The following is a 20,388-nucleotide window of genomic DNA, read 5'->3' as shown; positions in this document are numbered from 1 at the left end:
ATTGGGTATACGCCCATGGAATTGAAGCAGATCAAGGCTTTCATCGATGCCATGGCATCGTCCGAGCTCACTGAATTGCACGCGAACAAGGACGGCTGGACGCTCAGGTTGGTGCGGGGGGCGCCGAGCATGCCGTCTCGCACCCCGGTTTCCAGATCGCCTCTCCCGACTTCCGCCCAAGCCATCCCGCGCGAACCGGGCGCCGCCTCGGCGATCGCCGACAAACCTGATACTGGCGTGCGTGCCCCCCTGTTCGGCGTCCTCCACCTCACTCCGTCTCCCGACGCATCACCGTTCGTCGTCGTTGGTCAGGCAGTCAAAGCCGGCGAGACGCTGTGCGTCATCGAAGCGATGAAGGTGTTCAACAACATCTGCGCCGAGCGGGACGGCGTCGTTGAAACCGTGATGGCGACCTCCGGAAGCGAGGTCGAAGCCGGACAATTGCTCATGCGCATTGCTTGATGCCATGTTTCAATCCGTTCTCATAGCCAATCGGGGCGAGGTCGCGCTACGCATTCAGCGGGCGTGCCACGGTTTGGGTCTCAAGACCATTGCGGTCTATTCCGAAGCGGATCGCGAAGCCCCTTATGTACGTCGTGCGGACCAGGCGCTCTGCATCGGGCCGGCGGCGGCCGGTGAAAGCTATCTCAATCAGGCGGCGATCATCATGGCAGCCAAGGTCACCGGCGCAGAGGCGGTCCACCCGGGCTACGGCTTCCTCTCGGAGAATGCGTTATTCGCCGATCGGGTGGCAGAAGCCGGCATGGTCTTCATTGGCCCCAGCGCCGCTAGCATTCGGGTTATGGGGGATAAAGTCGCCGCCAAGCGCGCCATGCGAGCGGCCGGCGTGCCTTGCGTACCCGGCCCGGACCACGCACTGCCCGACGATCCCGACCAGATCCGCGATCTCGCGCGCGAGATCGGCTATCCCGTAATCGTCAAGGCCGCTGGTGGTGGCGGTGGACGCGGCATGCGGGTGGTCGAGCAGGAGACTGCCCTGCTCGGCGCACTGTCCGTCACGAAAGAAGAAGCCCGCCGATCTTTTGGCAATGCCGAAGTCTACATCGAAAAATTCCTTGCGCGGCCCCGTCACGTCGAGATCCAGGTGCTGGCGGACCGCTACGGCAATGCGGTTTGGCTCGGCAGCCGGGATTGCTCGCTGCAACGCCGTCACCAGAAAGTCCTGGAAGAAGCGCCGGCGCCGGGGATTTCAGAAGCTCTGCTGGCGGAGGTCGGATCTCGCTGCGTCAAAGCCTGCAAGCAAATCGGCTATCTGGGGCTCGGCACCTTCGAATTTCTCGTCGAGGACGGCGCCTTCTACTTCATCGAGATGAACACGCGACTGCAGGTCGAGCATCCCGTTACCGAGATGACGACCGGCATCGATGTCGTGCAGCAGCAGATCCGCGTGGCGAGAGGCGAGCGGCTCACATTTACTCAAGCCGATATCCGCTGTCGGGGCCACGCGTTCGAGTGCCGCATCAACGCAGAAGACACCGAACGCTTCGTCCCCTCGCCCGGCACGATCACGCGGTGGGATTTGCCTGGCGGCTACGGCGTGCGAGTCGATAGCCACGCCGGCGCCGGGTATCGGGTATCCCCCTACTACGACTCGATGATCGCAAAACTGATCGTGCACGGCGACACGCGCGAGGATGCACTCGGCCGCCTGCGTATCGCGCTTGATGAAATGCAGGTCGAAGGCATTGCCACCAATCTGGCGCTGCACCGCCGGTTGGTGCGGGACCAGGCCTTCATTGCCGGATGTGTTGACATCCATCATTTGGAGCAACGATTGCGCGAAGGAGGACTGATGTGATCTCCGATCAGCCACGAATCAGCGTCCTGGGAACAAGCGCGCTGCTGTTTGAGGCGCCGGGCGAAACCGACCTTGCCACGCAAGAACGCATCTGGGCGCTTGCGAGAGAAGCGGAGGGTTGGCCGGAAATACGTGAAGCAGTCCCCGGCATGAACAACCTCATGCTGAGCTTCTCGCGTCCCCCCGGATGCTGCAAACCGATCGAGGCCCGGTTGCACGCGGCCTGGAGTGCGGCCGTGCCGATGCGAATCGAAGGACGCCTCATTGAGTTGCCGGTCGTCTATGGCGGCGACGGCGGTCCGCACATGGCTGACGTCATGGCTCACACCGGCCTCGACATTGATCGAATTGCGGCGATTCACAGCGGGCCGACGTATGTCGTCTACGCGCTTGGAAGTCATCCAGGCTATTGTTACCTGGGTGGCATGGACCGGCGGCTCGCAACGCCGCGGCGCAAAACGCCGGTCGTCAGTATTCCGGGCGGAGCGGTTTCGATCGGCGGAGCGCAAACCGGCGTTTCAGCCTCGGCCGGTCCGAGCGGCTGGAACACGATCGGCAGCACGTCCATGCGTTTCTTCGATCCTGCACTCGACCCTCCGGCGCTGCTTCGTCCAGGCGATAGGCTGCAGTTCAAGATCGCCAAGGTGATCCGATGATCGAGATCATGAAAACCGGCGCGCTCGCGACCGTGCAGGATCAAGGTCGTGGCGGTGCCCTTAAATGGGGAGTTGGAGCGTCAGGCGCGCTTGACAATCTCGCACTGGCGGCAGGAAACATCCTGCTCGGAAACGATGAACACGCGGCCGGTGTCGAGATTCAGATTTTTCCGTTCCAGGTCCGCTTTCTGGAAGACTGCGCTTTCGCGATCACCGGCGCCGATTGCGGGGCTTCTCTCGACGATCTGCCGCTGCCGCCATGGTGGGTACAGACGGCGTCGGCCGGCCAGATTCTGAGCCTGGGCATTCCTCGTCAGGGAATATGGCGCGCCAGCCGTGCCTATCTTTGCCTCGCCGGCGGAGTCGACGTGCCGCTGGTGCTCGGTTCACGCAGCACACAACTCCGCGGCACGTTCGGCGGTCTTGAAGGCCGGCCGCTTCGCAGCGGTGACAGGCTGCGGGCCGGAGCGAGGGCCAACGGTGCTGGCCGGGGAGGCTTCGGATTTAGCCCACCCGCCCTGGATCTACCTCTGACGGAAGGCGGTCTGCCGGCCGTCAGAGTCCTGCCGGCCGCCGAATACGCGCAATACACCGAAGCCGCACATCAGGCCCTGTGGAACGAGCCCTGGCGTGTCACGCCGCAGAGCGACCGCTACGGATATCGTTTGGATGGCGCGCCGCTGCACCTCATTGCGCCGATCGAAACCCGCTCCCATGGAATTGTGCCCGGGGTCATCCAGGTGCCACCAAACGGACAGCCGATCGTGCAGATGCGCGATGCACAGCCTTCCGGCGGTTATCCCAAGATCGGCGTCGTGATCGAAGCCGACCTCTGGCGGCTCGGCCAGGCGCCGATCGGCAGCCGTATCCGCTTCAGGCAAACTTCCTGGGACGAAGCGATCGCCGCTGGCGAGCTGAACGCGCGCTGGCTGGCGGAGGCGCGCCGCCTGGCGGACCTATATCGCGACCGCACGGGGAGCAACTGACATGTCCTTCGATGATCTCAGCGATCTCTCGGCATGGATGGCCCAGGCCGGCATCGACGAACTCGAATTGACCGGACCGTCGTTTCGGCTGCGACTGGACAGTGATGGCGTGCACGCGCATGACGATCTGGCTGACGACCGGCAAAGCGACACCAGGTTGGACCAGATGCTCTCCAGCAAAGTGATCGCGGCATCCACGGTGGGGATATTCCTGTACCGCCACCCCTTGCATGAAGCTGCGCTCGCCCCCGAGGGAACTCAGGTACGCGCCGGACAGGCCCTCGGATTGCTTCGGATCGGACCTCTTCTGGTTCCGGTGATCGCACCGCTGGACGGAATCGTCGGCGCCCTCCTGGTTGCCCACGCGACCCCCGTCGGGTTCGGAGCCCGCCTTGTCGAACTTCACCCCGCCAGCGCCAGGTAGCACCGACCATGGACATCGATCTCAACGCCGATCTTGCCGAAGGCTTCGGCCCGTGGCTCATGGGAGACGACGAAGCGCTGCTGGACGTGCTGTCGTCAGCCAATCTGGCCTGCGGCTTTCACGCCGGCGATCCCCTGATCATGCTCCGCACGGTCAGGCTGGCATTGACCCGAAACGTGGATATCGGCGCCCATGTCGGTTTTCCCGATCGCCAGGGCTTTGGGCGACGCATCATGCACATCGATGGCGCCGAACTCGCCGCGATGGTGATCTATCAGCTCGGCGCCCTCGACGGCATCACGCGCTCCGCCGGCGGCCGGATGACGCATATGAGTTTTCATGGCGCCCTTGGAAATATGGTTGCAGCCGATCAGGCATTGGCCGCGATACTGGTCCGGGCGGTTGCCGAATTCGACCCTCGGCTGCTGATCGTCTCATCCAGCAGCCGCGCCATCGAAGCGGCGGCTGCCGACTGCGGCCTGAAGATTGCAACAACCTTCCTCGCCGACCGAGCCTACAACGATGACGGCTTGCTCGTTCCGCGCAAGCTGCCGGACTCGGTGATCCAAGACGAAGGCGCCGTGATCGAGCGGGTGCGGCGCATGCTCGACCGCGGAGAGGTTGTGACATACTCCGGCAAGCCATTGACGATGCGGCCGCGAAGCATCCTGCTGCATGGCGATACGCCCGGCGCCGTCGACCTCGCCAGACGCATCCGGCGGGAGATCGAGGCCATCGGCGGCAGAATTGTTCCGGTCTCGCTCCTGCTAGGATAGGCCGGCGGCAGGACGCATAAGGCGGTCTTATCCCGCCACAGACATTCCATCTTATCGCGCCGCCCCGCGGCTCGGTAAGCTCCGGCAACGATCTGGAAGCCAGCGATGCCTTTTTCGGATTACAAGACTGCACTCGTGACAGGCGCCTCGTCCGGCATCGGTGCTGCCGTGGTCGAGCGCCTGCGGCGCGAGAATCTCGAAGTCCACGCGCTGGCGCGCAGTGCGAAGGCGCTCGGAGAATTGTCCGAACGAACCGGCTGCATCGCCCATGCGCTTGACGTGACGGACCTTAAGAGCGTGACCAGGCTTACACAAGAGGTCGCATTCGACGTCCTCGTCAACAATGCAGGCGTCGATCGCCCTAACCCGTTTCTAAAGGCAGAAGCCGAGGACATCGATCTTCTCATCGACATCAATTTGCGCGCCGTGCTGCATCTGTGCCGCCTGGTCGTGCCGGGAATGGTCGCGCGCGATCGGGGCCACGTGATCAATATCAGCTCGATCGCAGGCACCTACAATTTCGGCGGAAACTCCACCTATCATGCGACCAAGGCCGCCGTCAGCATGTTGTCGCGCCAATTACGAATCGATGCCTTCGGCCGGCGGGTGCGCGTGACCGAGATCTGTCCGGGCCGTATCGCCACGGATATTTTCGCGCATGTCCATGGCGACTCGGCAAACACTTACGAACGGTTCATCGAAGGATATGAGCTTCCACAAGCCTCTGATGTCGCCGATGCGATCGCTTTTGCGATTGCCGCCCCGGTAGCCGTCAATATCGGCCACCTCGAGATTACACCGACGCTCCAGGTACCCGGCGGGCTTTCGACCGCGAAGCCGGCCGCGCCCGCCGCTGATCCAACTTCTTGAGCAGATGATGCAGGGTTTCGACGTCAGCGCAATCCTGCTCAATCCCCAACTGGCCGGGATGCTGGTCGACGGCTTCTGGGTCACGCTCATCATCGCGGTAGGATCCTGGATGCTTGCGATGAGCCTGGGCATCCTGTTGCTCGTGATCCGGCTGATGCCAAGCCGCATCGCAGAGCGCGCCGTCCGCGTCTACGTCTCCTACCACAGCAATGTGCCGACCCTCGTCCAACTGATGATCTGGTACTTCGGCATCTTCAGCCTGCTGCCGTCCGCCTTCCAGAACTGGCTCAGCGAGCACTACGCCGAGGCCACATTCGCGATCATCGGCCTTGGCCTCTGTCAGGCGGCATATTTCAGCGAAGACCTTCGTTCGGGCTTGCGGTCGGTCGTGGCCGGACAGGAGGAAGCCGCGCGCGCTCTCGGACACAGCTATATCGGCACCATGCGCTATGTGCTGTTGCCTCAGGCTTTCTCCAATGCTCTTCCCGCGCTGGTCAACCATACCGTCTCGCTGTTCAAGAACAGCACGCTCGCTATAGCCATTGGCGCGGCCGAACTCACGCACGCGGTCAAGGAGGTCGAGAACCAGAGCTTCCGCACCTTCGAGACGTTTCTGATCGCGACCGTTGTCTATCTCACCTGTTCGCTCGTTTTGATGGGAATCGGCGCGTGGCTCGGCCTACGCGCCAAAGCGGTCGGAGCACGCTGAGCGATGCTGACCGAGGTCTATCATATCATCCAGGACGATTGGCTGCTTCTGCTGATCGGACAATATCCCAACGGACCGCTGGGCGGTATCGCGGCAACGCTACTGCTCTCGGTGCTCGGCATCTCGCTGGCATTCCCGCTGAGCGTTCTGGTCGCCCTGGCGCGGATTTCGCCCTGGTTCTTGTTGCGCGCGCCGGCAACGGCGTTGGTCTACACCATGCGTGGCGTGCCGCTGCTCGTGATCATATTCTGGGGGTACTTTCTCGTTCCTCTGCTGATCGGGCGGGTCGTTCCGGGCTTCGTCACGATGGTTTGCGCTCTGGTGATTTACGAGGCCGCATTCCTTAGCGAGATCGTGCGCGCCGGGATCCAAGCGCTGCCCTCGGGACAAACCGACGCTGCCCGGGCACTCGGCCATAGCCACCTCGGTGCGATGCGATACGTCATCCTGCCGCAAGCGCTCTACAACATGATGCCGAGCATACTCAGCCAGTTTGTTTCCACGATCAAGGACACGACCCTGGGTTATGTCATCAACGTTCCGGAACTCACATTCGCGGCGAACCAGATCAACAACCGCCTGCTCACCAAGCCGTTCGAGGTCTTCTTCCTGCTCGCAGTCATTTATTACGTGGTCTGCTGGAGCCTCACGCAGCTCGCAAACTGGCTTGAGCGCCGGATCGCTGTGAAGCGAGCTGGCAGCGGAGGCGCTCGCGGAAAGGATTTGGCGGTGCAGGACGGCCAACCTCTGCCGGCGGAGCTATGAACATGTTCGACGCAGCAGTTCGGGAGAACCGCACATGATCGAATTCTCGCACGTCAACAAGCGATACGGCGAATACCACGCTTTGGTCGACATCAATGCGCAGGTTCGCAAGGGCGAGGTAGTCGTCGTATGCGGGCCGTCGGGATCGGGGAAGTCTACCCTGATCCGCACGGTCAATCGCCTGGAGGAGATCCAATCTGGAACGTTGACGTTCGACGGCCAGAACGTTCATGCCAAGATGAGCAGCAAGGAACTAAATCGGATCCGAAGCCGCATCGGGTTTGTTTTCCAGAGCTTCAACCTGTTTCCGCATATGTCGGCGCTGGAGAACGTCATCTTCTCGCCTATCCGCCTCCGCGGCCTCAGGCCCGCCGACGCGCATGACAAGGCCATGCTTCTTCTCGATCGCGTCGGGCTGGTCAACAAAGCGCGATCTTATCCGGCACAGCTTTCCGGGGGACAGCAGCAGCGGGTCGCAATTGCGCGTGCACTCGCAATGGAGCCCCCGGCGATGCTGTTCGACGAACCGACAAGCGCCCTCGACCCCGAAATGGTCGGCGAAGTCCTTGCGGTCATGCGCAGCCTGGCGAGCGAGGGAATGACGATGATGTGCGTCACGCACGAAATGGCATTTGCACGCGAGGTCGCCGACCGCGTCTGGTTTATGGATGCCGGGAGCATCCTGAGCGTGGCCGAGCCGAAAAGTTTCTTCAGCAATCCAGAACACCCCCGCGCGCAACGCTTTCTTGCCGACCTTCGCGCGCGATAAGCCGCTATCAACCGCCGACCGCAGGAGTCCGATCATGTCAGTCAGAAATTTCGCAAGTCATTTCGTTCTTGTTGTTGCCAGCCTTGCCGCGACAATCTTCGCCGCCCGTGCCGACCAATTACAGGACATTATGCAGCGCAAGGAGTTGCGTTGCGGGACATTTGCCGATGTTCCTCCGTTCGCCGCACCGGATTCCAAGACCCGGGAGATGGTTGGCTTCGATGTCGACTTATGCGGCGCGATCGCAAAGTCTCTCGGCGTCGTCGCGAAGATCACGCCGTTGTCGGTCGATGCGCGCGTGCCTGAAGTGAAACTGGGACACGTGGACATCACCGTCGCCAACCTTGCATACACTCTTAGTCGCGCAGAACAGATCCAATTCAGCGACCCGTATTACATCGCAAAGGAAATGCTGGCCGTCAAAGCGAGCGACCCCGGCACCAAGAAGGCCGATTTCACGGGTAAACGCCTTTCGTCGACCAAGGGATCGACCTCCGAGCTGTCGATCAAGCTCAACGGCTCTGATCCTCTCACTTTCCAGGATACCGGCTCCGCCTTTATGGCGGTTCAGCAGAACAAGGCGGCCGGAATGGTCGCCAATACGATGACGATAACCAAGCTGGTCAACGAGTCCAAGAACGCGAACGTCCCGCTGAGAATGATCGACGAACCCATGATCCTTCAACCGATCGGCATCGGCATGAAAAAGGGCGAGCCGGCCCTTCTCGCAAAGGTCAATCAATCCTTGGCCGCACTCGATAAGAGCGGCGAGATCAATCAGATCTGGGAAAAATGGCTCGGCGCCGCCACGGAATACAAGATGGTGCGCACCGACAAGGTCGCCCCACTTGGCGAGCTGAAATTCACGCCCATTCCCTAGAGTGTTCAGGGCGAGCTGGAGTTGGGTTGCATGCGGCAACACTTAAAAAATGGTGGTGATCCCGCCATCGACATAGAGCGTGTGGCCGTTGACGAAGGACGACGGCCTTGCCGGACAGGAACACGGCCGCTCCGAACAGCTCATCAACATTTCCCCAACGGCCTGTGTCCGCTATGTTTGTGGACTTGGACGGCGGCTCGGGACCGTCCTGTAAACCCGGCGCGGGGCTTGAGCGATAGACGAAGTCGCGACGGTGAAGGCAATAACCCCTCGTATTCAGCTTGGAAGTCTTCGAATTTCTGTAGTGTTATCAAGACCAACTCCGACATTTTGCAGCTTTTCGGTGATTGAGATCATTACGAACTCCTCTTTGTCGGAATGGTGTTGCGAAGCCGCTTTAGCAATCGCCGCCTCTATGGATGTCCGTGAAATATGGGCGGCAACGCCCGTATCAGCAAAACGGTGCTTCCGCCCAGCATGCTCGCCCCCATCACAAGTAGGGACGGGCATGGTCCCAAAGCAAGTTGCTGCTGGCGACTTCATTCGAATTTGGCGTTGCGTGGACCTGCATTTTTCGTGCGACGAAGGGGTCAGCGCTGCTTGTCGGCTTGCTCCGAGAACCACGCCTCATACGCTGCCCGCGTCCGTTCATTGATGGGATAGAGGCCGTTCAGACGCTCTCCTGCGGCAACGCGCATCTGGATATATTTTTCGAGTCGCTCCTGCTCAATCCCGTCGCGTGCCACCTCGTCCACAATGCCTCGCGGGATGACCGCGACCCCATCGGCGTCGCCGACAAGGATATCACCTGGATAGACGACAACCCCGCCGCACCCGATCGGAAGATCGTAATCCGCGGCATGATGCAGTACGCGGTTTGTTGGCGCACTCGGCCCGGCACAGAAGACGGGAATACTCATCTGCGAGATAGGCTCGCTATCTCGTATGCCTCCATCGGATACCAGGCCGGCAACTCCCCGTACCTGTAGCCGGGTCAGGTAAACGTCTCCTGCCGAGGCCGCGCGCGCATCTCCGCGACAATCCATGACAAGTACGTATCCGACCGGCACCGTTTCGATCGCTTCGCGCTGCAAGGCATTCGGATCTGGCTTGGCGCCGAACGAATCGAGATCCTCCCGAGCAGGGACGTAGCGGAGCGTGAAGGCCGGTCCGACCATATTCCCCGATAATTTTCCGAGAGGCCGCACGCCTTGGATAAAGGCATTGCGGTACCCTCTCTTGAACAACTGGGTCGTCAACGTCGCCGTACTGGCGGCTTTAAGATTTTCGAAGGTCTCCTGTTTCAGAAGCGTCATTTTTGAGCCATCCAAGCTTGAACCACTTAACCGCCGTACTCAGGCCGTTTTGGCGTGAAGACATCCAGTTCCAGAGCGACTTTGTCACCGACCACCTCGATATAGTGAATCACGTTCGACGGAATGACGATCAAGCCGCCGGGCTCAAGACGCTGCACTTCGTCGCCAACGTGAAAGTCCGCGCTACCTTCCAACATGTAGACGATTTGCTCATAGACGTGGCTGTGGGGCCTGAGTTCGTGTCCGGGCTGGATACGGTGCAGTGCTAAAGTCGCCCCATCGCCTGAAAACGTCTTTCGCTCCATACCGCCGCGGATAGGCTCCCACGCGATGGCTTCCCAATTCACATTGTGTATTGGCATCTTCTTCCTCCTTTAGGGCCACGCCGCACATCAAGAGCTCGAGCAATGATTGGATGGCCTCGTCATCACGCATGCCGCGCGCTTCCGTGGCTACACGCCTCGCCATTGCGCAATATGCAACCCGGTGTCGTAGTCGGTGAAAAATGTCAGACCGTCTTTCGCCACGTAGACGTCGCCGACATGGATTACCCTTGCCCGGTCGCGCATTGGCTGGAACCAGTTGTTCGGAGCTGGCGGCACGAAATAGCCTACTTCTTCAGGTCGGAAGGGATTGGCAAGATCGAACACACGCAGGCCCGCATTTTGATAGGTGGCAAAGATGAAGCGGTCGCTGACGAATGAGCCGGGACGGTTTTCATGCAGGTTGTGCGGCCCGAAATGGCCCCCCTTCGCCACATAGTCCTGTTCGCTCGGTACGGGCATCGTGGCGATGGTGACGGGGTTTTCCCGAGCACGGATGTCGAGTACCCAGGTATGCTTCAACGGCTCCTGGTCGATATCGAGCACGGCTTCATCGGCCACAACCAGCAAGTCGCGGGTGTGCAACGGAAGCGCGCTGTGCGTACCGCCGGCGAAAGGCGGCGACCAGTTGCGATGCGCTACCAGACGAGGATTGGCTTTGTCGCGCACATCAATGAGTGTCAGCCCACCGTCTCGCCAGCACCCGTAGGCGATATCGTCGGCAACCACCGCATGGTGCAACCCCACCCGCCCCTTCCAGTCGTTGGTTTCTCCGCCAGCAGTCCACATTCCCGGCATCCACCAGCGACCGACTTCAATTGGTCGGGTCGGGTCAGCGACGTCGATGATGATAAGGATGTGATCGGTGAAGCCGTCGAGCTTGGCCGAGGCATACGCATACCGGCCGCCCACCCAGAAAATGCGGTGCAATCCCAAGCCGTCCACCGCTAGCCGTCCGATCGGGCGCGGCTCGGCGGCGTTGGAGATATCATACACCCGCATGCCCGCAGCAAAATCCACCCCGCGCTTGCCGAAGCGGGCAGAATCCAACACGGGCGCAGAGGAGGCGTAATAGTCCTTCTGCGACACAGCGGACTTGATGTCGAATTCTTCGATCACCAGCATCAGATCGTCATGCGTCTGAAGATGGATCGTCCAGGATTTCGGGTGTGACGGCACGAAATTGACCAGCTTCGGACGGCGCGGGTCGGAGACGTCCGTCACCGACACGCCGCGGCTGATGCGATGGCCGCAATAGGCATGACCGTTGGCCACCATCACCTGCAGCGCATCGCCACGGCCATCCAGATCGCTATGTCCGATAAAATCGAAGCCGTGAACCGACGCAGGCTTGTACTGCATCATCGGGCGCCCCTCCGCTGTTGCGCCAAGGCGCCCGGATTCACGATGTCGGAGCAATGAACGCCCCGCGCCATCGCATCGAGATTGCGAGCCGCTTGCCAGCGGCGGTCGAGGAATACCCGCAACGTGCGCGTTGCCGCATGTGGGGTTACGATGACGTTGTCGAGCGTGAACAGCGGATGCGACGTCGCGGGGGGTTCGTTCTCGAAGACGTCCAGTGCGGCCCCGCCTAAATGGCGTGAGCGCAACGCATCGACCAGCGCCTCGGTGTCGACCAGACTGCCGCGACCGGTGTTCACCAGCACACTGCCCGGCTTCATACGCGCCAGCGCCGCAGCATCGATCATATGGAAGTTCTCAGTCGTGGCACCACAATGGAGCGAGACGATATCCGCGCTCGAGAGCAGGTCCGGCAGAGGCAACATGTGCACGCCCTCCGAAGCAGTCACGACGGGATCGTAGGCGACTATGTTGACACCCCAAGCGGCAAGCCGCTGCGCCACAGCACGACCAATTCGGCCAAACCCGACGATACCAATCGTTAGTCCTTCCATCATTCCCGCGAATTCCGCACCGCGCCAGCCGCCGCGGCGAAAAAACTCCGGTGTCCAGACCGTAAGTTGTTTGACGACCGCAAGCATGATCGCAATCGTATGCTCGGCAACCGCGGAGACGCCGGCGCGCTCGGGTGTATTCGAGATCAGGATGCCGCGCTCGGTAGCCGCAGCGACATCGATGCTATCAACCCCGATGCCGAGCTTGGAAATATAGCGCAATTCAGGCAGCGCCTCGATCACTCGTCGGCTCAAGACAGCTCCGGAAGAGCCGAGCAGCGCTTGGCAGCCCTTCGAAGCGGCAATGATTTCGTCCTCCGTGTAGCTCTTGAAGCCGACAATTTGGTCAGCGAGCCCACGACGCACTTCGTAACCCTGGCTGCGCAGCCACGGAATGGATTCGTCGCGCGGGTCGGATCGCTCGTAGGTCAGCACGCGCAAGGTCGGAGGCGTCATCAGGGGGTTCTCGCGAGCTGGGAGTTGGCGGAGGATAAGTCCTGCTGGCCAAGGAAGGCAGCGCGCACGCTCGGGTGAGCGAGCAACTCGGCGCCAGTCCCGCTCTGGACCACTCGACCGGAGGTGAGCACGTAGGCCCTGTTGGCGAGCGCCAGCGCGGCGCGGGCATTTTGTTCGACGAGCAGGATCGTGAAACCGAATTCACGGTTCAGCCGGCCGAACAACCGGAACATGTCGGCGACAACCTTTGGCGCCAAGCCCATCGAGGGTTCGTCGAGCAGCAGCAGCCGCGGCCCGGCCATCAAGGCGCGGCCGAGCGCCAACATCTGCTGCTCGCCGCCTGAAAGGAATCCAGCAAGTTGCCCCGCACGCTCCTCCAGTCGCGGAAAAAGCGAATGTATCATCGCCATGGTCCGCGCCGCGTCACCACTGCGTCTGGCGTAGGCACCAAGTTCGAGGTTCTCGGCAACTGTCAGATTGCCAAAAACCTGTCGTCCTTCCGGAACCTGTACGACGCCACGGCGCACGATAGCGGTCGGCGAATGACCATCGATACGCTCTCCCTCGAAGCTGATCTCACCGGCACGGATCGGCACAACGCCCGAAATCGCGTTGAGCAGCGACGACTTGCCCGCACCATTGGCGCCCACGAGAGCCACGACTTCACCGGCCGCGACGCTAATCGATACATCTTCCAGGGCCGATATTGCACGATAGGAGATGGAGACGTTGCGGACATCAAGCATCGGCCATCTCCTCAATTCCGAGATAGGCCTCGATGACCGCCTTGTCCTGCTGCACTTCGGCCGGAGAACCTTCGGCAATGCGGGCTCCGAAATTCATCACCACGATTTGGTCGGAGATGCGCATCACCATGCTCATCTTGTGCTCGACGAGCACGACGACTTTTCCCTGATTGCTAAGCGCGGAGACCAATTCGGCGATATCGTCCACCTCGCTGCCGGACAACCCCGCGGCGGGCTCGTCGAACAGCAGCACCTTGGCCTGCATGGCAAGCGCGCGGGCAATCTCCACGCGGCGCTGAAGGCCGTAGGACAAATCAAGCGCCTCGCGTTCAAGTACGGATTTTGGCACGCCGACCAAATCGAGGCAGTCGCGGGCGATCTGCTCAAGTTCGGCCTCCTCCTGCACGACGCCGGGCAGGCGCAGCATCGCCGAGAGGAATCCGTAGCGACCGCGGATGTGCGCCCCAACCATCGCGGTTTCCAACACGCTCATCCCTTCGAACAGTTGCGGCGACTGGAAGTTGCGCGTCATGCCTGCGCGGGCGATCACATGCTGAGGAGCGCCGCTCACGTCTTGTCCGTACAGCTTCACCGAACCTGAATTGGGCGGCACAACGCCGCTTATCAGGTTTAAAAGCGTCGTTTTCCCCGCGCCGTTCGGCCCAATGACGCTGGTCACGTGCCCGGCCTGCGCGGTGAAGCTCACGTCGTTGACGGCTACGAGCCCGCCGTAACGCTTGGTCAGACCTTCGACTACGAGGGTCATGCCCGCCTCCTCGCGAGTGCTCGCACGCCGTCGATGACCGCACTGGTGAGGCCATCGGGCATGAACACCATGATGGTCGTCATCAGAACGCCGTAGCTGAACAGGCGGTACCGGTCGAATTCCTCAAGAAACGCCGGCAGGATCGTGATGAGGAAAGCGCCGGCGACTGCGCCCCAAGGGCTCCGCACCGAACCGACGAGGACCATGATGAGCAGGTCGATCGACAGACCGACCTCGAAACCCGATGCGTTGAAGGCGCGGGTGAAGTTGGCGTAGAGCCCTCCAGCGAGGCCGCTCATCCCGGCGGCGATGGCAAAGATCGCAACCTTGGAGCGCACGGTGTCCACGCCAAGCGCGGCAGCCGGGACTTCACCGCTACGCAACGCCCGCAAGGCACGGCCCATTCGCGAATGGATCAGGTTGATCGCCACGAGCAGTACCAGCAGCAGAATGACGGCGCAGACCCAGAACATCGCATTCGTGCTGCCGAGTTGCAGCCCAAGCGGCGCGAACGGTGGCAAGTTGCTGATGCCCGGATCGGCGCCACCGGTCAGCCAGACCCACTGCGTGTAGAAGATCGACAGAATCAGCCCGAGGGCCAAGGTGGCCATCGCGAGATAGTGGCTCGATAGCCGCAGCAACGGTCGCGCCACCAACCACCCGAACCCGGCTGGAACTAGAGTTGCAGCGATCAAGCCAAGCAAGGGATCGAGACCGAGCAGCCGTACGAAGTCCGCCGAAATATAAGCGCCGAGCCCAAGCAGGCCGCCCTGACAGAGCGAAATCTGGCCACCGTGGCCAAAGAGAAGTCCGAGACCGATGGCCGCAATAGCGTGGATCATTGCGAAGATCAGCATTGTCTTCGGGTAGGATCCGGTGACGGCAAAGCCAACGAGCACGAGCACGACGGTGAACGCGATCATCCCTTTCAGGTTGGCCTGGTATTCGCGCGCCAAGGGGGACACGGCACTCATACCCGCACCGCCTCGGCTGAGCCGAACAGGCCGGAAGGACGCAGCAGCAAGACCGCCAGCAACACACCGAGTGCAATCGAATCCTTGTAACCCGAACTGATGTAGCCAGCCGCTAGGCTCTCCATGAGACCGATCAATATGCCGCCGATCACGGCGCCGAAGGGATTGCCGAGTCCGCCAAGAATAGCGGCGGCAAATCCTTTCAGGCCGAAATAGAGACCGGTCTGATAGTAACCCGAGGCGAGCGGCACGATGACTGCTCCGGCCAACGCGCCGAGGCCGCCGGACATCGCGTAGGAAATCGCCGACATCAACTGCGGGTCGATTCCGTAGAGTTGCGCGGCCCTGCCATTTCCGGCAGCAGCGCGCATCGCTTTGCCCAACAATGTACGACGAAACACGAACCACAGACCTAACGCCACCAGAGCCAGCGTCGCAAGGACCCAAAGTCCCTGCCCGGAAAGCTGAACACCACCGAAGGTAATGCGGACTGGACCAGGGAAAGGATCCATAAAGTAGATGTCTCGCCCGACAACGATCTCCATCAAACCACGAAACACCGAGGCGGCCCCGATGGTGATCATCACGAGTGTGAGATGCTCCTTGCGGCGAGCGCGTTGGATTGCAAGACGGTCGAGCATGACGCCGAGCACTGCGACTACCGCGACTGCGACGAGGGCAGCCGCGAGTGGCGGCACACCGTAGGCCGATGACAACGCTGCTGTGATCAGGCCCCCCATCATGACGAAGTCGCCATGAGCGAAATTGATGACCTTCGTCGCGTTGTAGACAATCAGGAAGCCGAGCGCGGTTATCGCGTAGACAGCGCCGAGCACGCCCCCGGAAGCGAGGATTTGCAGAAACTGGTTCATGACATCAACCTATGTAGGCCTGCTTGCTTTGAGCGCGCCAACTGGCATTAACCGCCGGGCTCAAGCGCCAATCACTCGTCGAGTTTCCAGGTGCCTTTGACGGCTTTCAGGATGACCATCGAATCCGGCGACAAACCGTTGTGGTCCTTATCAGACATCGTGAAACAGCCGTTTGCGCCACAGGCTTTCGCTTTGGAGAGCCCCCTCGCCACGATTTCCCCGCTCAGCGCTCCGGACGTCCCGGTGACCGCGCTCTCGATCAGCAACAAAGCATCGTAGGGATGCCCGGCATTTTGCGGAGGCTCTTCGTTGAAACGCTTGCGATAGGTATCGGTCAGCCACACGAGACCCGGCCGCTGCGGGTGGTCCGCCGGAAGATCGGCCGCCACCAGCAGGCGGCTGCCTTGCACATAGGTGCCATCAGCGGCCGCGCCCGCCTTCGTGATGAATTTCGGATCGGCGACCGCTGGCGAGTTGTAGATCGGCTTGGCAAAATTCAACGCCACCGCCTGCTTGACGACCAACGTCGCGGCCGGATCGGTCGCCCAGATCAACATGGCGTCGGCACCGCTGTCGCGGGCGCGGATGATCTGCGCGGTCATATCGGTATCCAGCAATTGGAATTGCTCCTGCGCCACGAGCGAAATACCTGCGGAAGGAGCGAGTTGCTGCGTCAGGGTCGCACCGCTCTGTCCGTAAGGGCTGGCAGCGTAAAGCAAGGCGAGTTTCTTTACGCCGCGACGGGCGAAGTCGACGACCAACTGACGGATTTCCACCTCGTCGGTGGGCGGCACCTTGAACACATACGGCTCCGACGGCACTACGATATCCGTGCCGGCTCCGAAGGAAATCATCGGCACCTTCAACTCGTTGGCGACCGACTTGAGTGCGAGGGACTCCCCCGTGGTCGACGGCCCGATGATGGCCACGACATGATCGCTTTCGGCCAGTCGGCGGAAAAGCTGCACCGCCTTGCCGGTGTTACCTTCGGTGTCATAAGTCACGAGCGTCAGCTTGCGCCCGGCAATGCCGCCACGCAGGTTGTAATTGTCCACCAGCATCTTCAGCGACTTCTGAACGGGGTCGCCGAGATAAGCGGCGGGTCCGGACAGAGCGATCATCGCACCAACCTTGATGCCAGGCTCCTCAGCCTCGGCAGCAAAAGGCGACGCGAATAGCGCGCCCGCGACGACTACATTGACCCAAAAGCGTTGCAGCATGGCTCCCCCAAATCGTATTGTATCCACTTGTGTGACACGCATAGAAACGGCTGTCAAGAAAGTGGATACACTATTGATGGCCGCCTAGAGCAATTTGAAATGCAGCTCGAACCACCTGTGGATCGCGCTCTGGCGCCGTGTAGGCCAGCAGACCCAGGGCAATTCGTGAAAGATGCCGCGCCACCGCGACCATAGCCGCCTTGGGGTCGTGCGCGTGGCAGGCAGCCATGATCGCGACGTGATCGTCCAGCGTAACTGCCTGGCGGTGCGGCTGATCACGCATACGCAGCAGCCGATAGAGCGTGGCACGCTCAAACAGCGCTTGAAGTTCACGCAGGACGCTTGGCGAAGCGTATCGACAGTGCAGCCGGTGGAATGCATGGTCTGCCGCACGCCACGCCTCACCTTGATCGGATTCCGCAAACGCATTCATTTGCTCGAAAATCCGCTGCATCTCGGCGAGATCGGCGTCCGTTAGTCGTGGCACGGACAGGCTGGTTGCGAGCGTGGAGAGCAAGATGCGATTGGCATAGACAAGTTCGAGATCGTCTGCGTCGAATCCAGCGACGCGTGCTCGGCGATTGCGCTCGATTTCGACCAGTCGGTCTTCCTGGAGCATGCGCAGGGCCTCGCGCATTGGCGTGCGGCTGACCCCGAAGCGGGCCGCGAGCTGGACCTGTGAGATCGCGGTTCCTGGAGCTAACTCGCCGCTTATGATCGCCGCTCGAATCTGGTCTCGCAGGACCAAAACGGTGGCGTCGTTTTCTTTTTCGGCGTGATCATCCTCTGGAGAGAGCATAGCGCTAGATTCCTAGTGTATCCAGTAATATACGCAGTTCTGGCGTTCGCAGTAAAGCCTTCAAGCGAAGATTCGGCCGATATTGGATACAGTTTTGTCCCTAAAGTCGCGACGGCCGAGGGTTCCAGCAATCCACGCGCCTAGACGCCCCAAGTTCAAGTTTGTCATGTCTGTTGGGCAGAACGCGCGATTTCAGCTCGACCCTGGGACAGTTGTTCGATGCCGCCGATCGCTATCGTTTCCTTTCTCGCCTGCAATTTGGCGAACGCCGCGTGTCGGCGCTCAAGCAACATGGCCGGTTGCAGCTTGGTGAGGCCGAACGTGATCGTGTTCTGGCGATTCAGCGCCGCAACCATCGCCCGCCTGCTCGTCGATGTGAAGATTGTGGCGAGCGGCGGCAGGCGGCGCCGTGCCGGATTCTATTCGACAAATCAGCGAAGCCCTGGTCCGGTATCTCCATGCCTCCGTGCGCAAGGTGCGTCCCACCCAGAACGAATGGGAATACGGATCGACTTTCTCACGCGCACCGGCCAGATGTGCGACGACAAGCGCCAAGAGTTCATTCTGCTCTCGGATATGCTGGGCGTTTCCATGCTGGTCGACGCAATCAATCATCCCGTTCCGGAGGGCGCTACGGAGACTACAGTGCTCGGCCCGTTCTTTGTGGAGGCCGCGCCTGAGAAGCAGAATGGGGACGACATCTCCGGCCCCATGGAAGGCGATCCGACGCTTGTGACCGGTTCGGTTTCGAGCGTCGATGGTCACCCGCTTGCCGATGCCGTCGCCGACGTCTGGCACTCCGACGGCGATGGCTATTGCGACGTGCAGCAGCTCGACAAGATCGGCGGTCTCGCCATGAGGGCTTTGTTCCGCACCGACACAAACGGTCGATTCCTTTTCTGGTCGATCAAGCCAGCAGCCTACCCGATCCCGCATGACGGACCGGTCGGGCGAAATGCTGGAAGCCCAAGGCAGACCCCCTTGGCGTCCCGCGCATATGCACTTTATGATTTCCGCACCTGGGCGTCGCCGGCGACAAGTATCTCGACTCGGACGTCGTCTTTGGCGTCAACAACAGCCTGATCCGCCAGCTCGTTCGCCGCACGCCCGGCGCCACTCCGGATGGTCGTGTGGTCGAAACGGACTATTTCCATCTGAACTACGACTTCGGCCTCGAGCGGTCCGCAAACAACATCAAGGTGGCGTGATCCGTGCATATCGCGCTTCCGCGATCTTTTACACCGCACGGCTCATGGAGCGACAATCGGCTGCGACGCCAACGTGGAGGGCTGCACTGACGCTCCTTCGAACGTACTTCCCTCTTCAAACCACGATTTCGGAGCCGGCGCCCCCCACAACGTCTGCCTTTGCGGGTCCTTCAAGTCCCATTTAATCGGTTCGAGATCGGGATCCACCGTTTGATAGTCAGAACAGTAGATTTCGGTTCGGTGACCATCGTCGTCGCGGATGTAGAGGAAGAAGGCGTTGGAGATTCCATGTCTTCCTGGTCCGCGTTCGATGTTAGAGACCCAACCGGTTGTCGACATCAGATCCAGCAGGTCGATGATATTGAGGGGTGTCGGCACCCAAAAAGCGACGTGGTGCAATCGAGGACCGATCCCATTCGTGAATGCGATGTCGTGCACGCCTCCCTTGCGATGGGTCCAGGCAGCCCAAAGCCGTCCGGTGTCCGGGTCTTCAGTATACTCGGTTACGCGAAATCCGATCTCGTTGTAGAAATCGACTGCGGCATCAACGTTCGGCGAGAAGCAGTTGAAGTGGTCAATACGAAGCGGCTTGACGCCTTTATAGAGTGCGTATTTCTGATGTATCGCTGGCAGGCGGTCCATCTTCGAATAGAACTCGAGTGGAATTCCTTGGGGGGTCGCGCGTGCAGAACGTCCGGGATTGATACGGGCGATCTATCCAATCCACAGGTAACCCTTTGGACACGAAGTGTTTCGCGGCCTTGTCAAGATCCTCTTCACTGAAGACCTTGAATCCAAGGCTACCGGTGCTGGCCTGCTTGGCTTTTCGGAGGATCAAACAATGATGACCGCGTTCTTCGAGCCCACGGACGTATAAGGCATCCTTGGTTTCGTCCGTCAGCTGCAGGCCAAGAGTATCCACGTAGAAGGCTCTCGAACGAGCTAGATCGGTGACAGCGAGCTCGACGTGACTGAGACGAACGATATTGAAAGGCGGCGCGAGATTTGGCTTAGGTATGGGCATAGGAGCATCCTGTCAGTGAAAACTAGCTTCGCGCCGAACAGATGGCCAATTCCGCCGAAAGCGGTGATTGACCACTTGCCCTGTCTTTCGATACGTCCGCCGACGAGATGCACG

Annotated in this window: 22 protein-coding genes and 3 pseudogenes; 12 read left to right on the top strand and 13 right to left on the bottom strand. The window is 60.8% G+C overall.

Annotation, left to right across the window (positions count from 1 at the left end):
• Nucleotides 1-15: 15 nt before the first annotated feature.
• From AC0L30_RS14865 to AC0L30_RS14815, 11 genes are all read left to right on the top strand, one after another.
• Nucleotides 16-462: an acetyl-CoA carboxylase biotin carboxyl carrier protein gene (locus tag AC0L30_RS14865; protein WP_473404595.1), complete on the top strand. Its 447-nt coding sequence runs from the start codon at nt 16-18 to the stop codon at nt 460-462.
• Nucleotides 463-466: 4 nt separating this feature from the next.
• Nucleotides 467-1,819, top strand: coding sequence for an acetyl-CoA carboxylase biotin carboxylase subunit (gene accC / locus AC0L30_RS14860; RefSeq protein WP_473404594.1), 1,353 nt, complete (start codon nt 467-469; stop codon nt 1,817-1,819).
• A complete protein-coding gene (gene pxpB / locus AC0L30_RS14855; protein WP_473404593.1) occupies nt 1,816-2,475 on the top strand; it encodes a 5-oxoprolinase subunit PxpB in 660 nt (219 codons plus the stop codon). Before accC ends, pxpB begins: the two co-directional genes overlap by 4 nt.
• Nucleotides 2,472-3,461 carry a 5-oxoprolinase subunit C family protein gene (locus tag AC0L30_RS14850; RefSeq protein ID WP_473404592.1) on the top strand — a complete coding sequence of 330 codons (990 nt, stop codon included), beginning with the start codon at nt 2,472-2,474 and terminating at the stop codon, nt 3,459-3,461. The genes pxpB and AC0L30_RS14850 overlap by 4 nt, the downstream gene beginning before the upstream one ends.
• A 1-nt stretch (nt 3,462) precedes the next feature.
• The gene (locus tag AC0L30_RS14845; RefSeq protein ID WP_473404591.1) at nt 3,463-3,885 is read left to right on the top strand and encodes an acetyl-CoA carboxylase biotin carboxyl carrier protein; all 423 of its coding nucleotides are present in this window, start codon (nt 3,463-3,465) and stop codon (nt 3,883-3,885) included.
• Between the two features lie 8 nt (nt 3,886-3,893).
• Nucleotides 3,894-4,661, top strand: a complete 768-nt coding sequence (locus AC0L30_RS14840; RefSeq protein ID WP_473404590.1) for a LamB/YcsF family protein — start codon at nt 3,894-3,896, stop codon at nt 4,659-4,661.
• A gap of 105 nt (nt 4,662-4,766) precedes the next feature.
• Entirely contained in the window at nt 4,767-5,531 is a 765-nt protein-coding gene (locus tag AC0L30_RS14835; RefSeq protein ID WP_473404589.1) for an SDR family oxidoreductase, read from the top strand.
• Nucleotides 5,532-5,538: 7 nt separating this feature from the next.
• A complete protein-coding gene (locus tag AC0L30_RS14830) occupies nt 5,539-6,240 on the top strand; it encodes an amino acid ABC transporter permease (RefSeq protein WP_473404588.1) in 702 nt (233 codons plus the stop codon).
• 3 nt (nt 6,241-6,243) lie between these two features.
• The gene (locus tag AC0L30_RS14825; protein WP_473404587.1) at nt 6,244-7,005 is read left to right on the top strand and encodes an amino acid ABC transporter permease; all 762 of its coding nucleotides are present in this window, start codon (nt 6,244-6,246) and stop codon (nt 7,003-7,005) included.
• A 34-nt stretch (nt 7,006-7,039) separates the two neighbouring features.
• Complete coding sequence (locus AC0L30_RS14820) at nt 7,040-7,774, top strand: amino acid ABC transporter ATP-binding protein (RefSeq protein ID WP_473404586.1); 735 nt, start codon at nt 7,040-7,042, stop codon at nt 7,772-7,774.
• A 130-nt stretch (nt 7,775-7,904) separates the two neighbouring features.
• On the top strand, nt 7,905-8,654 hold the full coding sequence (locus AC0L30_RS14815) for an ABC transporter substrate-binding protein (protein WP_473404638.1): 750 nt from the start codon (nt 7,905-7,907) through the stop codon (nt 8,652-8,654).
• 42 nt (nt 8,655-8,696) lie between these two features.
• Here the strand turns inward: AC0L30_RS14815 and AC0L30_RS14810 are convergent.
• The 12 genes and pseudogenes from AC0L30_RS14810 to AC0L30_RS14755 all read right to left on the bottom strand — a co-directional run.
• Nucleotides 8,697-8,817, bottom strand: a pseudogene (locus AC0L30_RS14810) (SDR family oxidoreductase); the annotation flags it as partial.
• Nucleotides 8,818-9,244: 427 nt separating this feature from the next.
• Complete coding sequence (locus AC0L30_RS14805) at nt 9,245-9,970, bottom strand: ribonuclease activity regulator RraA (protein ID WP_473404585.1); 726 nt, start codon at nt 9,968-9,970, stop codon at nt 9,245-9,247.
• A 26-nt stretch (nt 9,971-9,996) separates the two neighbouring features.
• Nucleotides 9,997-10,332 (bottom strand): cupin domain-containing protein, encoded by a 336-nt coding sequence (locus AC0L30_RS14800; RefSeq protein ID WP_473404584.1) that lies wholly within the window; start codon nt 10,330-10,332, stop codon nt 9,997-9,999.
• 90 nt (nt 10,333-10,422) lie between these two features.
• The gene (locus tag AC0L30_RS14795; protein ID WP_473404583.1) at nt 10,423-11,658 is read right to left on the bottom strand and encodes an LVIVD repeat-containing protein; all 1,236 of its coding nucleotides are present in this window, start codon (nt 11,656-11,658) and stop codon (nt 10,423-10,425) included.
• A complete protein-coding gene (locus AC0L30_RS14790) occupies nt 11,655-12,665 on the bottom strand; it encodes a 2-hydroxyacid dehydrogenase (RefSeq protein ID WP_473404582.1) in 1,011 nt (336 codons plus the stop codon). The genes AC0L30_RS14795 and AC0L30_RS14790 overlap by 4 nt, the downstream gene beginning before the upstream one ends.
• Complete coding sequence (locus AC0L30_RS14785) at nt 12,665-13,411, bottom strand: ABC transporter ATP-binding protein (protein ID WP_473404581.1); 747 nt, start codon at nt 13,409-13,411, stop codon at nt 12,665-12,667. The genes AC0L30_RS14790 and AC0L30_RS14785 overlap by 1 nt, the downstream gene beginning before the upstream one ends.
• The gene (locus AC0L30_RS14780) at nt 13,404-14,177 is read right to left on the bottom strand and encodes an ABC transporter ATP-binding protein (RefSeq protein ID WP_473404580.1); all 774 of its coding nucleotides are present in this window, start codon (nt 14,175-14,177) and stop codon (nt 13,404-13,406) included. The genes AC0L30_RS14785 and AC0L30_RS14780 overlap by 8 nt, the downstream gene beginning before the upstream one ends.
• Nucleotides 14,174-15,151 (bottom strand): branched-chain amino acid ABC transporter permease, encoded by a 978-nt coding sequence (locus tag AC0L30_RS14775; protein WP_473404579.1) that lies wholly within the window; start codon nt 15,149-15,151, stop codon nt 14,174-14,176. Before AC0L30_RS14775 ends, AC0L30_RS14780 begins: the two co-directional genes overlap by 4 nt.
• Nucleotides 15,148-16,023 (bottom strand): branched-chain amino acid ABC transporter permease, encoded by an 876-nt coding sequence (locus tag AC0L30_RS14770; RefSeq protein ID WP_473404578.1) that lies wholly within the window; start codon nt 16,021-16,023, stop codon nt 15,148-15,150. Before AC0L30_RS14770 ends, AC0L30_RS14775 begins: the two co-directional genes overlap by 4 nt.
• Nucleotides 16,024-16,094: 71 nt before the next feature.
• On the bottom strand, nt 16,095-17,243 hold the full coding sequence (locus AC0L30_RS14765; protein WP_473404577.1) for an ABC transporter substrate-binding protein: 1,149 nt from the start codon (nt 17,241-17,243) through the stop codon (nt 16,095-16,097).
• 70 nt (nt 17,244-17,313) lie between these two features.
• Nucleotides 17,314-18,042, bottom strand: a complete 729-nt coding sequence (locus AC0L30_RS14760; RefSeq protein ID WP_473404576.1) for a GntR family transcriptional regulator — start codon at nt 18,040-18,042, stop codon at nt 17,314-17,316.
• Between the two features lie 164 nt (nt 18,043-18,206).
• Nucleotides 18,207-18,398 carry a hypothetical protein gene (locus AC0L30_RS14755; protein WP_473404575.1) on the bottom strand — a complete coding sequence of 64 codons (192 nt, stop codon included), beginning with the start codon at nt 18,396-18,398 and terminating at the stop codon, nt 18,207-18,209.
• 26 nt (nt 18,399-18,424) lie between these two features.
• Between AC0L30_RS14755 and AC0L30_RS14750 the strand changes: the two are divergent.
• Nucleotides 18,425-19,250 (top strand): annotated as a pseudogene (locus tag AC0L30_RS14750) (dioxygenase family protein).
• A 42-nt stretch (nt 19,251-19,292) separates the two neighbouring features.
• Here AC0L30_RS14750 and hpaD read toward each other — a convergent pair.
• Nucleotides 19,293-20,274 (bottom strand): annotated as a pseudogene (gene hpaD, locus AC0L30_RS14745) (3,4-dihydroxyphenylacetate 2,3-dioxygenase).
• Nucleotides 20,275-20,388: the final 114 nt, after the last annotated feature.

The sequence above is a fragment of the Bradyrhizobium sp. MI1.11 genome, from assembly GCF_055811255.1.
Note: the sequence above shows the minus strand (reverse complement) of the source record. Positions and strands in the feature narration are given on the sequence as shown.

Excerpts from the sequence above, each read along its gene's own strand:
- AC0L30_RS14790 (WP_473404582.1), bottom strand. The coding sequence starts at position 12,665 with ATGACGCCTCCGACCTTGCGCGTGCTGACCTACGAGCGATCCGACCCG.
- AC0L30_RS14785 (WP_473404581.1), bottom strand. The coding sequence starts at position 13,411 with ATGCTTGATGTCCGCAACGTCTCCATCTCCTATCGTGCAATATCGGCC.
- AC0L30_RS14850 (WP_473404592.1), top strand. The coding sequence starts at position 2,472 with ATGATCGAGATCATGAAAACCGGCGCGCTCGCGACCGTGCAGGATCAA.
- AC0L30_RS14825 (WP_473404587.1), top strand. The coding sequence starts at position 6,244 with ATGCTGACCGAGGTCTATCATATCATCCAGGACGATTGGCTGCTTCTG.
- AC0L30_RS14780 (WP_473404580.1), bottom strand. The coding sequence starts at position 14,177 with ATGACCCTCGTAGTCGAAGGTCTGACCAAGCGTTACGGCGGGCTCGTA.
- AC0L30_RS14770 (WP_473404578.1), bottom strand. The coding sequence starts at position 16,023 with ATGAACCAGTTTCTGCAAATCCTCGCTTCCGGGGGCGTGCTCGGCGCT.
- AC0L30_RS14835 (WP_473404589.1), top strand. The coding sequence starts at position 4,767 with ATGCCTTTTTCGGATTACAAGACTGCACTCGTGACAGGCGCCTCGTCC.
- AC0L30_RS14830 (WP_473404588.1), top strand. The coding sequence starts at position 5,539 with ATGCAGGGTTTCGACGTCAGCGCAATCCTGCTCAATCCCCAACTGGCC.
- AC0L30_RS14805 (WP_473404585.1), bottom strand. The coding sequence starts at position 9,970 with ATGACGCTTCTGAAACAGGAGACCTTCGAAAATCTTAAAGCCGCCAGT.
- AC0L30_RS14795 (WP_473404583.1), bottom strand. The coding sequence starts at position 11,658 with ATGATGCAGTACAAGCCTGCGTCGGTTCACGGCTTCGATTTTATCGGA.
- AC0L30_RS14845 (WP_473404591.1), top strand. The coding sequence starts at position 3,463 with ATGTCCTTCGATGATCTCAGCGATCTCTCGGCATGGATGGCCCAGGCC.
- AC0L30_RS14840 (WP_473404590.1), top strand. The coding sequence starts at position 3,894 with ATGGACATCGATCTCAACGCCGATCTTGCCGAAGGCTTCGGCCCGTGG.
- AC0L30_RS14815 (WP_473404638.1), top strand. The coding sequence starts at position 7,905 with ATGCAGCGCAAGGAGTTGCGTTGCGGGACATTTGCCGATGTTCCTCCG.
- AC0L30_RS14755 (WP_473404575.1), bottom strand. The coding sequence starts at position 18,398 with ATGGTTGCGGCGCTGAATCGCCAGAACACGATCACGTTCGGCCTCACC.
- AC0L30_RS14800 (WP_473404584.1), bottom strand. The coding sequence starts at position 10,332 with ATGCCAATACACAATGTGAATTGGGAAGCCATCGCGTGGGAGCCTATC.
- accC (WP_473404594.1), top strand. The coding sequence starts at position 467 with ATGTTTCAATCCGTTCTCATAGCCAATCGGGGCGAGGTCGCGCTACGC.
- AC0L30_RS14820 (WP_473404586.1), top strand. The coding sequence starts at position 7,040 with ATGATCGAATTCTCGCACGTCAACAAGCGATACGGCGAATACCACGCT.
- AC0L30_RS14760 (WP_473404576.1), bottom strand. The coding sequence starts at position 18,042 with ATGCTCTCTCCAGAGGATGATCACGCCGAAAAAGAAAACGACGCCACC.
- AC0L30_RS14775 (WP_473404579.1), bottom strand. The coding sequence starts at position 15,151 with ATGAGTGCCGTGTCCCCCTTGGCGCGCGAATACCAGGCCAACCTGAAA.
- AC0L30_RS14865 (WP_473404595.1), top strand. The coding sequence starts at position 16 with ATGGAATTGAAGCAGATCAAGGCTTTCATCGATGCCATGGCATCGTCC.
- AC0L30_RS14765 (WP_473404577.1), bottom strand. The coding sequence starts at position 17,243 with ATGCTGCAACGCTTTTGGGTCAATGTAGTCGTCGCGGGCGCGCTATTC.